The organism is Pseudonocardia yunnanensis, from assembly GCF_039534065.1.
GTDB classification, from domain to species: Bacteria; Actinomycetota; Actinomycetes; order Mycobacteriales; family Pseudonocardiaceae; genus Pseudonocardia; species Pseudonocardia yunnanensis.
The window spans coordinates 418,844-431,108 of record NZ_BAAAUS010000024.1 but is presented as its reverse complement, the minus strand read 5'-3'; the positions used below and the strand labels follow the sequence as shown (position 1 = coordinate 431,108).

The 12,265-nt window shown below is 72.8% G+C and carries 13 protein-coding genes; 8 read left to right on the top strand and 5 right to left on the bottom strand.

Going from position 1 to position 12,265, the window contains the following annotated elements:
- Positions 1–97: 97 nt before the first annotated feature.
- From ABD743_RS23680 to ABD743_RS23670, 3 genes are all read right to left on the bottom strand, one after another.
- On the bottom strand, positions 98–1,426 hold the full coding sequence (locus ABD743_RS23680) for a DNA polymerase IV (protein ID WP_344724342.1): 1,329 nt from the start codon (positions 1,424–1,426) through the stop codon (positions 98–100).
- A 48-nt stretch (positions 1,427–1,474) separates the two neighbouring features.
- On the bottom strand, positions 1,475–2,170 hold the full coding sequence (locus ABD743_RS23675) for a 4'-phosphopantetheinyl transferase family protein (RefSeq protein ID WP_344724341.1): 696 nt from the start codon (positions 2,168–2,170) through the stop codon (positions 1,475–1,477).
- Positions 2,171–2,324: 154 nt separating this feature from the next.
- Positions 2,325–2,585, bottom strand: a complete 261-nt coding sequence (locus ABD743_RS23670) for a hypothetical protein (RefSeq protein WP_344724340.1) — start codon at positions 2,583–2,585, stop codon at positions 2,325–2,327.
- Between the two features lie 257 nt (positions 2,586–2,842).
- Here ABD743_RS23670 and ABD743_RS23665 point away from each other — a divergent pair, with 257 nt between their 5' ends.
- The 6 genes from ABD743_RS23665 to ABD743_RS23640 all read left to right on the top strand — a co-directional run bounded on the left by ABD743_RS23665 (position 2,843) and on the right by ABD743_RS23640 (position 9,641).
- Positions 2,843–3,973 (top strand): NAD(P)/FAD-dependent oxidoreductase, encoded by a 1,131-nt coding sequence (locus tag ABD743_RS23665; RefSeq protein WP_344724339.1) that lies wholly within the window; start codon positions 2,843–2,845, stop codon positions 3,971–3,973.
- Positions 3,974–4,012: 39 nt separating this feature from the next.
- Positions 4,013–5,200: a cytochrome P450 family protein gene (locus tag ABD743_RS23660; RefSeq protein ID WP_344724338.1), complete on the top strand. Its 1,188-nt coding sequence runs from the start codon at positions 4,013–4,015 to the stop codon at positions 5,198–5,200.
- A gap of 100 nt (positions 5,201–5,300) precedes the next feature.
- Positions 5,301–6,428, top strand: a complete 1,128-nt coding sequence (locus ABD743_RS23655) for a lyase family protein (protein WP_344724337.1) — start codon at positions 5,301–5,303, stop codon at positions 6,426–6,428.
- A 153-nt stretch (positions 6,429–6,581) separates the two neighbouring features.
- The gene (locus ABD743_RS23650; protein ID WP_344724336.1) at positions 6,582–7,712 is read left to right on the top strand and encodes an LLM class flavin-dependent oxidoreductase; all 1,131 of its coding nucleotides are present in this window, start codon (positions 6,582–6,584) and stop codon (positions 7,710–7,712) included.
- Positions 7,709–9,079 carry an NtaA/DmoA family FMN-dependent monooxygenase gene (locus ABD743_RS23645; protein WP_344724335.1) on the top strand — a complete coding sequence of 457 codons (1,371 nt, stop codon included), beginning with the start codon at positions 7,709–7,711 and terminating at the stop codon, positions 9,077–9,079. The genes ABD743_RS23650 and ABD743_RS23645 overlap by 4 nt, the downstream gene beginning before the upstream one ends.
- A gap of 382 nt (positions 9,080–9,461) precedes the next feature.
- Positions 9,462–9,641: a hypothetical protein gene (locus ABD743_RS23640; RefSeq protein ID WP_344724334.1), complete on the top strand. Its 180-nt coding sequence runs from the start codon at positions 9,462–9,464 to the stop codon at positions 9,639–9,641.
- Between the two features lie 89 nt (positions 9,642–9,730).
- Here the strand turns inward: ABD743_RS23640 and ABD743_RS23635 are convergent, their stop codons facing one another.
- The gene (locus ABD743_RS23635; protein ID WP_379659206.1) at positions 9,731–9,973 is read right to left on the bottom strand and encodes a response regulator transcription factor; all 243 of its coding nucleotides are present in this window, start codon (positions 9,971–9,973) and stop codon (positions 9,731–9,733) included.
- Between ABD743_RS23635 and ABD743_RS23630 the strand changes: the two genes are divergently transcribed.
- Positions 9,972–11,027 (top strand): winged helix DNA-binding domain-containing protein, encoded by a 1,056-nt coding sequence (locus ABD743_RS23630; protein ID WP_344724333.1) that lies wholly within the window; start codon positions 9,972–9,974, stop codon positions 11,025–11,027. The genes ABD743_RS23635 and ABD743_RS23630 overlap by 2 nt on opposite strands.
- 12 nt (positions 11,028–11,039) lie before the next feature.
- On the opposite strand, the gene ABD743_RS23625 is transcribed toward ABD743_RS23630, so the two are convergent.
- The gene (locus ABD743_RS23625; protein ID WP_344724332.1) at positions 11,040–11,210 is read right to left on the bottom strand and encodes a hypothetical protein; all 171 of its coding nucleotides are present in this window, start codon (positions 11,208–11,210) and stop codon (positions 11,040–11,042) included.
- 85 nt (positions 11,211–11,295) lie between these two features.
- Here ABD743_RS23625 and ABD743_RS23620 point away from each other — a divergent pair, with 85 nt between their 5' ends.
- Positions 11,296–12,261, top strand: coding sequence for a GlxA family transcriptional regulator (locus ABD743_RS23620; RefSeq protein WP_344724331.1), 966 nt, complete (start codon positions 11,296–11,298; stop codon positions 12,259–12,261).
- Positions 12,262–12,265 lie beyond the last annotated feature (4 nt).

Here is a 12,265-nt window from a genome sequence, read left to right as displayed (position 1 = left end):
CTCGGCGACGATACGGCTCATGATCCGCATGTGCGTAGCCACGCCTGGTTTCATCCCGCAGGCGCGGAGATAAATCAGTGCTCGCCGCTGACCCTCATCACTCCAGGCTGCCCAGCGGATCCGCCCGTACGAGGTCGCCGTCGTCGGCGGCGAAGGTGCGGGCGCGACCCGGGCCCGTGCTGCGGGTCTCGAACCGGACGGTGACGCGGCCGTGCCCCGCTCCCTGCACCCAGCCGTGACCGTGTTCCGGGTGGAGTGCGTCGTCGCCGGGACGCCACGGGCGCTCGGAGGGGACGGCTGCGGGCACGTCGTCGATACCGGACGCGAGATCGGTGATCGAGTCGGTGGGGTCGGCCTCGAACGGGCCCGGCTCGAACAGCGCCGGCGGGGGGTCGTCGATGAGACCGGCCAGCGACACCCCGATCAACCGCACGCCGCCCTCGGGCACCGCCGTGAGTGCCAGCCGCTGGGCGACGGCGGTGAGCGTCTGGAGGTCGGTGCTCCCACTGCCGCTGGTGGCCGACCGGCTGGACGTGGTGAAGTCGGCGCTGCGGACCTTGACCGTGACGGTGCGTGCCGCGCGCCCCGAGTCGAGGAGCCGCCGGTGGGCGGCCTGGGTCATCCTCGCCACGGCGTCGTGCACGGCCGTCATGGCGGTGAGGTCGCTGTCGAAGGTGGTCTCGGCGCTCACCTGCTTCGCCGCGCCCCGCGGTGCGACCGGCCGTTCGTCCACACCACGGGCGAGGCGGTGCAGTTCGGTGCCGATCGCGGTGCCCAGCAGGGCGGTGAGCTCGCGCAGGTCCATGGCGGCGAGCTCGCCGATGGTGTGCACGCCGAGCTTGCGCAGCCCCGCCTCGGCCACCGGTCCGACTCCCCACAGCGCGCGCACCGGAAGCGGCTCGAGCACCGCCTGTTCCTCCTGCGGCGCGACGACCCGTAGCCCGTCGGGCTTGGCGAGCTCGGACGCGATCTTGGCGAGCTGCTTGCCCGATCCGGCGCCGACTGAGGCGGGGAGCCCGGTGGCGGTTCGCACGGAGGCGCGCAACTCCGCGCCGAACCGCTCGACGTCGGCCACCGTGGCACCGGCGAGGGTGGGGGGCTCCAGGAATGCTTCGTCGAGCGAGACCGGTTCGAGCACGGGTGCGGCGTCGGCGAGCACGGCCATCACCCGCTCGCTCAAGGCGTGGTAGAGCGCGAACCGCGCCGGTAGCACCACCGCGTGCGGACAGAGCCTGCGGGCCTGGCCCATCGGCATCGCGGAGCGAGCGCCGAACACGCGCGCCTGGTAGCTGGCGCCGGCCACCACCGCGCGTGGCCCCAGGCCGCCGACCAGCACCGGTCGATCGCGCAGGGTGGGGCGGGTGAGCTGCTCGACGGAGGCGAAGAACGCGTCCATGTCGAGGTGCAGCACCCAGCGCACGCCCACGGCGCCATCATCCCCGAGCCCACCGACAGTCCCCCGGAGACCGCGCCGTCAGCTCACCCCGGCGCGCAGGAGGGCGTTGCCATCCACCTCGTCGATGCGGGGCGGCGCGGTGCCGAGCCCGGCCACAGCCGCCCGGTAGTCGCTGCCGGGGTGCAGGTCCCGCAGCCACACCGGCCCGGACGGGGCGCCGTCGCCGGTCCACTCCCGCACGCCGGACGGCCCGAGCGTGATCGCCTCCATCGGGCTGGACAGTCCGGCGCCGGTGGCCTTGAGCAGCGCCTCCTTGCGCGTCCACGTGACGAAAAAGGACGCCGTGTCGGCCACCGACTCCGCCGGTGAGCAGACGTGCTCGGCCATCGCGGCGAGGTCGGTGAGCTCCCGGACCTGCTCGACGTCGAGACCAACCGAGCCGCCCGGGTGCACGGCCACCCCCACGAGGTCTCCGGCGTGGGTCAGCGAGAACCCCGGCCCGTCGACGAGGACGGGCTTGCCGTGCTGCTGCCCGCACTGGCAGGTGCGGTCGAACCGGAGATCGCCCGCCGGCCTGCCGACGGCGTCGGCGAGCACGATCCGCGTGAGCGCGTGCGCAGCGACGTAGCGAGCGCGGTCGGCTGCCAACCGGAATCGATCGAGACGGGCGCGCTCGTGGGCGTCCAGAAGCGCGACCAGGCCGGGCGCGGCCTCCGGGGGGACGGGAGCCGCCCACCAGACGGTGGTGGCGGGGTTGTTGCGCGCGATGGCCACGCAGCCATGGTCACACGTTTCCTCGGCCGCCCAGGCTCATGAGCGCGACATGGACGCATGACGAGGGACGATCGCGCGCGCGATCAGCGAGATGTGTCCATGTCGCGGGTGTACCGCCGGCCTCGTGGACGCGAGGCCGGCGGTACCGGGGGGATCAACCCGTGCGGCGTACAGGGTTGATCCGGCGGCCCTGCGCAGCTCGGGCTCGACTCGGGGCGCCGGGTAGCACGGCGCCGCTGCGGGTCTTCTTGCCCGAGCGCCCGCGACGGGCCGCCCTGTTGGACGGCGCGGGTTCCTCCGCATCGGCGGGCGGAACCGGCCGTCCGAGAACGGTGTCGCGCAGGACGGTGTCGGTGGGAAGGGTGTCGTCGAGGGCGGTGTCGCCCGCGGCGGTGGACAGCAATGGATCACGCATGAGTGCCTCCTGCAGGGTGATGACGAGGCCGGCGGCCGCAACGGCGGCGGAGCCGGGAAGAACCCGGGGCCGGCCGGATGACGGGGACGGGGCGGCGCGGATGACAGGTCCGGGCCGCGGTGCCGCACGAGGCGGTCGTCTCTACAGGCGCATGGGAGGAACCGTACGAGGTCCCGTACACGGGGCGCCACAGGTTTTCCGGCTAGTGCCGCGGGCGGGTAAGACGACCTCGTTTCCTCGGCACTAGCGTCAGATCCATGACCGACTCCGCGGACGTCGTCGTGATCGGTGGGGGAATCGCCGGCGCGTCGATCGCCTACGAGCTCTCCGCCACCCGTTCGGTGGTGCTGTTCGAGGCCGAGACCGCACTGGCCCGGCACTCGACGGCCCGCTCGGCGGCCACGTACATTCCGGGCCACGGCACCCGTGCGGTCCGGGCGCTCATCGTCGCGAGCGGGCCCCGCTTCGCCCGGCTCGCCGAGGAGTTGGACGCACCACCGTTGCTCACGCCGCGCGTGGTGCTGCACATCGCCGTGGACGACGTGGGCGAGGCGGCGCTCGCCGCGCTGCTCCGCGAGCAGGCGCAGGAGCCGGGGGCGCCGGTGGCGCTCGACCCCGCGGAGGCGGAGCGCAGGTGCCCGCTCCTTCTGCCGGGCATCGTGCGGGCGGCCGCGGTGGTGGAGGGCGCGGCGGACGTGGACACCGAGGCGCTGCACCAGGCCTACGTCCGTGGTCTGCGCAGGCGCGGCGGCACGGTCCGGGCCGGTGCGCCGGTCACGGCGCTGGAGCCGCGGGGCGACGGCTGGCGGGTGCACGCAGGGGCCGACGCGATCGACACGGCCGACGTCGTGGACGCCGCGGGCGCGTGGGCCGACGTCGTGGCCGGGCTCGCCGGCGTCCCGCCCATCGGGCTCGTCCCGTTCCGGCGCACGATTGCGCTGGTCCCGATACCGGAAGCGGCCCGGTCGCGGGTGCCCGCCGGCCCGCTTCCGATGGTGCGGGAGGCCGACGAGCGGTTCTACTTCAAACCCGAGGGCGACGGGCTGCTGGTGAGCCCTGCCGACGAGACGCCCGTCGAGCCCCACGACGCCCGGCCCGACGAGCTCGACGTGGCGACGGGGCTGGAGCGCGTCGAGGCCGTGACCGGGCTCGGGCTGCGGTCGGTGCGCACCAGTTGGGCGGGGCTGCGGTCGTTCGTGGCGGACCGCCGCCCGGTCGTCGGAGCGCGCCCCGACCACCCCGGATTCCACTTCTTCGCAGGTCAGGGCGGGTCGGGCATCGAAAGTTCGCCGGCGCTCGCGGCGTTCGGCGCAGCGGTGGTGACGGGGGAGCCGGTGCCTGCCGACATCGCGGTCGTTCCCGACACGTTGAGCCCGACGCGGCTGTAAGCTCCTGCTTACATCAGTCGGAATGCGCGAAGGAGACCGGTGACCTCCACCGTCGAGCTGTTCGAGGGCGCCTTCTGGCGCGATCCCTACCCGGCCTACGCGGCCCTGCGCTCCGACGAGCCGGTGTGCAAGGTGGAGCGCCAGGACGGCACGGTCTGGCTGCTCACTCGCTACGCCGACGTTCGTGCGGCGCTCGCCGACCCCCGGCTGAGCAAGGACTGGCGCTTCACGCTGCCGCCCGAAGCGCGGGCGGACGCCCCCACGCCGAACGTGCCCATGATGCTGTTGATGGACCCGCCGGAGCACACGCGCCTGCGGAAGCTGGTGTCGCGTTCGTTCACCCTTCGGCGCATGGAGGAACTGCGCCCGCGGGTCGAGCAGATCGCAGGCGAGCTCCTCGACGCGCTGCCGTCCTCCGGCCGGGTCGACATCATGGCCGAGTACGCGTTCCTCCTGCCCGTCTTCGTGATCTGCGAGCTGCTCGGTGTGCCCGCCGATGATCGCGACGACTTCGCGGCCTGGTCCAACACGATGGTCGACGAGTCGACGCGCGACGAGTCGATGGCCGCGTCCGCCAAGCTCTTCGAGTACCTGAGCAAGCTGATCGAGCAGAAGCGCCAGAAGCCCGACGACGCCCTCATCAGCGGGCTGATCGAGGTGGCGGAGGACGGCGACCGGCTCTCGCAGCCCGAACTCGTCGGCATGGCGATGATGTTGCTCATCGCCGGGCACGAGACCACGGTCAACCTCATCGGCAACGGCCTGCTCGCGTTGCTCACCCACCCCGAGCAGCTCGCACTGCTGCGCGAGCGCCCGGAGCTGCTGCCGTCGGCGATCGAGGAGTTCCTCCGCTGGGACGCGCCGGTGCACAGCACCCCGGCCCGTTTCGCCGCCGAGGACGTCGAGTACTCGGGCGTCACGATCCCGGCAGGCTCGATCGTCCAGCTCTCGCTGGCTGCGGCCAACCGCGACCAGGAGCGCTTCGCCGACTCCGAGGAACTGCGCGTCGACCGCGACGTCTCCGGCCATGTCGCCTTCGGACACGGCCTGCACCACTGCCTCGGCGCGCAGCTCGCGCGCATCGAAGGTCAGGAGGCGATCGGGATGCTGCTCGCCCGGCGCCCGGAGCTGGCGCTGGCGATCGATCCCCAGGAGCTGCTCCACCGGCGCAGCACACTCATCCGCGGTCTGACCACCCTCCCGGTGGAGCTCGGTCCCTCCGCCTGACCGGTTCTCCCGCACCACTCGCCCGATTCGTCCGTGCGAGTCGCCCCGGCGATCGGGGCCGTGCCTCGCGGCCGCTCGGGGGCACGTAAGTTTCCGGCTCATGTCCAGTGCTCTGTTCGACCCGGTGTTCGGGGCAGACCGGGTGGCCGCCCGGCTCGACGACGCCTCCTGGGTGGCCGCGCTGGTCGCCGTCGAGGTGGCGCTGTCGCGCGCCGCGGCCGAGCACGGGGTGGTCCCGGCGAAGGACGCGGAGCGCATCGCGACGGTGGCGGCGGACCTCAAGATCGACCCCGCCGACCTGGGGCGAGCGGCGGTGGAGGGCGGGAATCCGGTGATCCCGCTGGTCCGGCTGCTGAGGTCGGCCGCGGGGGAGGCCGGTCGCTCGGTCCACCCCGGCGCCACCAGCCAGGACATCATGGACACGGCCGCGGTGCTCCTCGTGGGCTGGGCCGGCGAGATCGTGCTCGACGACCTGCGTGGCGCGGCCGACGCCGCCGCGGCGCTGGCCGACGCGCACCGGACGACCCCGATGATCGCCCGCACCCTCGGCCAGCAGGCATTGCCGACGACGTTCGGCCTGGTCGCGGGCGGCTGGTGCGCCGGGCTGGACCGGGCCAGGACGGGCCTGGCGCGCGTCCTCGCCGGACTGCCCGTCCAACTGGGCGGGGCGGCGGGCACCCTGGCGGCGCTGCATCCACACGGGCCCGCCGTGGCCGCGTCGCTCGCCGCGGGCCTGCGGCTCTCCGACGCTCCGCAGTGGCACACCGAGCGCACCCGGATCGGCGAGCTCGCCGGCGCGCTGGCCGTCGCCGCCGGGGCGTGCGCGAAGCCGGCCACGGACGTCGTCCTGCTTGCCGGGACGGAGCTCGGGGAGGTGTCGGAGGCCGCGCCGGGCGACTCGTCGTCGATGCCGCACAAGCGCAACCCGATCGCCGCGATCACGGCGCGGGGCGCGGCGCGACGCGCTCCCGGGCTCGCCGCGGTGCTGCTCGCCGCCGCCGACCACGAGCACCAGCGTGCGGCCGGAGCCTGGCACGCCGAGTGGGAGACGCTGGGTGATCTGCTCCGCGCCACCGGCGGCGCAGCAGCCCGGCTGCGGACGTCGCTGGAGGGCCTGGCCGTCCACCCCGACCGGATGGCCGCCAACCTCGCGCTCACCACCGGCACGGACCCCTCGCCCGGGCACGCCGCCGATCTGGTGGACCGGCTGCTCGCGGAGCGGCCGTGACGGCGACGTCGCGGTGACCGTCAGCGATCGAGGCGGACATCTCCGCTGGTGAGCGGACCCCTCGCTGACGCCTGCGCCGATCGGTGGGAATGTGCCGGTGACGGCCCCGGGTTTGCACTGGAGACCGGTCGACGTGAGCCACCGGAGGGACACATGGCACAGGGCGCGTATCTGGCGGTGGAAGTGTCCGGGGCGGGCCGGCACCCGGCTGCGTGGCGACGGCCCGATGCACGGCCCGGGGACCTGCTAACCGCCGCCTATCACGTCGAGCTGGTGAGGCTCACCGTCGGCGCCGACTTCGTGGCCGTGCCCGACTCACTCGTCCCGCCGTCCGCCGACCCGGACCTGGTCCCCCTGCGACTGGACGCGGTGGCGATCGCCGCGCGAGTGGCGCCGGTCGTTCCCGGGGTCGGACTGGTCCCGGCGGTGACCGTCACGCACACCGAGCCGTTCCACATCTCCAAGGCGATCGCCACGCTCGACCTCGTGTCCTCCGGCCGCGCCGGCTGGGAGCCCGTCGTGTCGCGCACTCCGGCGGAGGCGGAGCTGTTCGGCCGTAAGCCGGCCGTACCGGCGGCCGAGCTGTGGCGCGAGGCCGCCGACGTCGCCGAGGTCGTGGTGCGGTTGTGGGACTCCTGGGAGGACGACGCGGTCATCCGCGACGTCGCCACGGGCCGCTACATCGACCGCGACAAGCTGCACTACATCGACTTCACCGGCGAGTTCTTCGCCGTCAAGGGTCCGTCGATCACCCCTCGCAGCCCGCAGGCGCACCCGCTGGTCGTGCTGCGCGGCGACGAACCCGAGGCACTCCAGGTCGCCGCCGCCCGGGCCGACGTGGTGCGGGTCGCCGCTGCCGACCTCGCCGCGGCGCACACCGCGCGCGACCGGGTGCGTGCGGCGGTGGCCGCGGCCGGCCGTAACCCGGACGACGTCGCCGTGCTGCTCGACGTGGAGGTGCTGCTGGACTCGGATGCGGCACGCGCCCGCCGCGCGCTCGACGAGCTCGACGCCCACCGCGAGCACGCCGCCTCCTCGCTGCGGGTCGTCGACACCGCGGACGCCCTGGTCGACGTGATCGCGGAGGCCGTCTCCGGCGGTGCTGCCGACGGCGTCACCGCCGTACCTCTGGCGCTGCCCAGCGGCGTACAGGCCATCGCCGCCGACGTGGTGCCCCGCCTCGCCGAGCGCGGCCTGCGACCGCCGGTGCCGCCCGGGGCGACGTTGCGCGAGCGCTTCGGCCTGCCCCGGCCCGCCAACCGGTACGCGGAGGTGAACGCATGAGCGCGAAGAAGCAGATCCATCTGGCCGCACACTTCCCCGGCGTCAACAACACCACGGTGTGGAGCGACCCGGAGTCCGGGAGCCAGACCGACTTCGCCTCGTTCGTGCACTTCGCGCAGACGGCCGAGCGGGGTCTGTTCGATTTCCTGTTCCTCGCCGAGGGGCTAAGGCTGCGCGAGCACCGCGGCCGCGTCCACGACCTCGACGTGGTCGGGCGGCCCGACACGCTCACCGTGCTGAACGCGATCGCCGCCGTCACCACCCACCTGGGCCTGGGCGGCACGCTCAACACCACGTTCAACGAGCCCTACGAGCTCGCGAAGCAACTGGCATCGCTCGACCACCTGTCCGGCGGCCGGGCCGCCTGGAACCTCGTCACCAGCTCGGACGCGTTCACCGGCGAGAACTTCCGCCGCGGCGGGTTCCTGGCGCCCGAGCAGCGCTATGAGCGGGCGCAGGAGATCCTCGACGCGGTCCGTGAGCTGTGGCTCTCCTGGGCGGAGGACGCGGTGGTGGCCGACCGGGAGCGCGGCGTGTTCGTCCGCGACGGCGCGGCGCCCGTCGTCGAGCACCGGGGAGAGCAGTTCTCGTTCTCGGGACGGTTCTCGCTCCCGCCGACCCCGCAAGGACATCCGGTGCTGATCCAGTCCGGAGACTCCGACGCAGGCCGTGAGTTCGGGGCCCGGACCGCCGACGCGATCTTCTCCCGGCACGGCACGCTGGAGGCCGGTCAGGCGTTCTATCGCGACCTGAAGGGCAGGCTCCCCCGCTACGGGCGCTCCGAACGGGACGTCACGATCCTGCCGGCCACGACGTTCGCGCTCGGCGACACCGCAGAGGAAGCCGAGGAGCTGGCCGCGCAGGTCCGGCGGGCCCAGGTGAGTCCGCAGACCGCGATCGCGTTCCTCGAGCAGGTGTGGGGCCGCGACCTGTCGGCCTACGACCCGGACGGCCCGCTGCCCGACGTCGACCCCGATCCGGAAGGCGTCTCGATCACCCGCGGCCGGGTGCGGCACGAGAAGGACAGCCTGGCCGTGGCCCGGCAGTGGCGGGAGCTCTCCGAGGAGAAGGGCGGCCTCTCGATCCGGGAGCTGATCATCGAGACCACCGCGCGGCAGTCGTTCGTCGGCACGCCACGGCAGGTGGCCGAGCAGATGGACGTCTACGTGCAGGAGAACGCCTCCGACGGCTTCATCCTCATCCCGCACCTGGTGCCCGGCGGGCTCGACGAGTTCGTCGAGAAGGTGGTGCCGGAGCTGCAGGACCACGGCAGCTACCGCACCGAGTACACCGGGCCGACCCTGCGCGACCACCTCGGGCTCGCCCGCCCCACCGCCGGCGGGCCCACGGCGCGGGCCGCAGGGTGACCTACGGCTAGGCGGTGCAGCCTCACCGCCGCGCTTCGTGGCGTCGTGATCGAGTCGTCTTGGCATTCCGATTCCACGACGGATCAGGCTTCCTCCGTGCTGGACCGTCGCATTGCCGGGCACGACGGGTGGTCGGTAACGCGCAGTTGTTGATAGTCGAACTACGGACGTGACTTCGCCCGACCGCTGGCACGCCGCGCCAGCCCCACACCCCGCGGCACCTTCCCCCCAGGGCGGGTACTGGTCCCCAGCTCAGACGGACCAGTACGGCTCCCCAACCGGCCACGGCTACCCGCACCCCGGTCCGGTCGCGGGTTACCCCCAGCAGCAGGCCTTCCCCTCAGGTGGGGCGTACGGGCCCTCGTACCCTCCGCCGATCACCGTGTCGCCGAACATCTACGTCGTGGCGTCGCCGTCGATGTCGATGTCGGTGTCCGAAACCGTCGTTGTCGAGCGCCGGCGCACCGCGCACGGCTTCCATCTCGTGATGACCCTTCTAACGGGCGGCGCATGGGGGCTGTTCGTATGGCTTCCTCTCGTCTTGATTCGACGCCGCCGCTGACGAGCCGCCTCGTCGAGTTCAGCGCTGCTGCCGGCGACCTCGGAGATTCCGTGTCATCCGGATCGAATACCTGCGGAAGCAGCGGCCGCCTATAGCCAGCCCCGGTCGCGGGCCACGCGGGCGGCCTCGATCCGGTTGCGCACCCCGAGCTTCGTGATCGCCGTCGAGAGGTAGTTGCGTACTGTCCCCTCGGCCAGGTGGAGCCTTGCCGCGATCTCGGAGTTGGGCAGGCCCTCGGCGGCGAGACGGAGCACGTCGCGCTCGTGCTGACAAAAGTCACGTTGGTGGGGGATCACCGGAATGTCGGTGGTTCGCGGCACACTCCGCGGCATGGCCGAGCGAGTGCTGTCCACCGAGGAGATCAATCGCGCGGTCCTCGCCCGTCAGCTCCTGCTGGAGCGTTCGTCGCTGGCGCCGGAACGCGCTGTCGAGCAGGTCTCGGGATTGCAGACGCAGTACGCGCCGTCGGGCTACGTGGGGCTGTGGTCGAGGCTCGCAGGCTTCCGCCGGGAGACGCTCACCGACGTCTTGATGGACGGCAGCATCGTGCAGGGGTGGGTGATGCGCTGCACGATCCACATGGTCTCGGCGCGCGACTACCGGCCCCTCACCGAGGCGGTGCGCGCTCCGCGGCGGGAGTGGTGGCTCCGGGCCTACCGCGCGGCCGGCACCGACATGTCGAAGGTCGCGGATGCCGTGCGCCGCTATCTGGCGGAGGGCCCGCTCAAACAGGCCGAGATCCAGCGGCTCCTCGTCGCCGACGGTTTCCCGCGCGAGGTGTGGTCCGGAGCCCAGCTCTGGATCGACCTGGTCCGGGTGCCGCCCGCAGGCACCTGGGCCACACCGCGGGCTCACGTCTACGGGCTGGCCGAGCACACGGTTCCTGTGCTCGAGCCGGCTCCGTCGGAGGAGGAGGGCCAGGAGTTGCTCGTGCGGCGCTACCTGGGCGGGTTCGGCCCGGCGTCCGCCACGGATGTCTCGTCGTTCTGCGGGTGGACGATCACCGCTGCGCGGCGGGTGTTGCAGCGACTGGAGCTGCGCCGGTTCCGTGACGAGTCGGGGGGCGAGCTGTTCGACCTGCCCGGCGCCCCGCTGCCGCCCGCAGGCACTCCGGCGCCCGTGCGGTTCCTGGGGCAGTGGGACGCGGTTCTCCTCGTCCATGCGCGGCGTGCACAGATCCTTCCGGAGGAGCACCGACCGGTGGTCTTCGCCAAGACGTCGCCCCAGTCGGTGCCCACGTTCCTCGTCGACGGCCGGGTGGCGGGCACCTGGCGCCATGTCGACGGCGCCATCCGCTGCGAGCCGTTCCGCGAGCTGCCCCCCGCCGTCGTGCGTGAGCTGCAGGAGGAGGCCGAGCGCCTCACGCAGTTCTACGCGTCGGGCTGAGGGTAGGGCGGATCAGGGAACGCGGATGTCCGAGCGGTAGCCGCACATCCCGCGCAGCTCCGCGAGCTCCCGCTCACGGTCGCGATCGGCAGGCGCGGGGGCGTCGTGCCGAGCGGACGGACGGACGATCGAGATCGTGACGGCGATGGCGACGAGGAGAAGAACGATGAGTGCGGTAGCCATGGCAGAAATTATCCGCTGATCTACTTCCTGCCAACAGTGGCAGAGGTGCCTAGCAGAGCAAAGATCCTGCCACTATGCTCCCCGCATGCTGTCCACCGTCGCCGCGCTGGTGCTCCCGGAGGTCTCGCCGTTCGAGTTCGGCACGATCTGTGAGGTCTTCGGCATCGACCGCACGGCCGAGGGAGTGCCGCCCTTCGAGCTGCGGGTGTGCGGTCCGGTGGCCGGGGAGCCGGTGTCGAGCACCGTGGGAATGGGCGTCGTCCCGCACCACGGGCTCGACGGACTGCGCGGCGCCGACCTCGTCGCGATCGCGGCCACCCGCCTGCGGACCTTCCCCGAGCCCGTCCTCGATGCGCTGCGCGACGCCGCCGCCGACGGAGCCACGCTGCTCAGCGTCTGCTCGGGAGCGTTCGTGCTCGGTGCGGCCGGGCTGCTCGACGGGCGCCACTGCACCACCCACTGGATGAACGTCGACGAGCTGCGCGAGCTCCACCCACAGGCCCTCATCGACCCGGACGTGCTGTTCGTCGACGACGGCAACATCATCACCAGCGCCGGCACGGCAGCGGGTATCGATGCCTGCCTGCACCTGGTGCGCCGGGAACTCGGCAGCGGGATCGTCAACGTGATCGCCCGCCGCATGGTCGTGCCACCGCAACGGGACGGCGGGCAGCGGCAGTACGTGGAGCAGCCGGTGCCGCGGTGCTCGTCCGACGGCCTCGCGCCCGTGCTCGACTGGGTGCTCGAGCACCTGGAGATCGAGCACACGGTCACCGACCTGGCTCGCCGGGCCCGCATGTCCGACCGCAGCTTCGCCCGCCGCTTCGTCGCCGAGACCGGCACCACGCCGCACCGCTGGCTCACCCTCCAGCGCGTACAGCGGGCGCAGCGACTTCTCGAGGACACCGACCTCGGCATCGACGAGGTGGCCGAGAGCAGCGGTTTCGGGAGCGGAGCGCTGCTGCGCCACCACTTCCGGAAGGTCGTCGGCGTCGCACCGGCCGACTACCGGCGCACCTTCACGGTGCGTGCGGCGGTCGCCGGAAGCTGAGGGA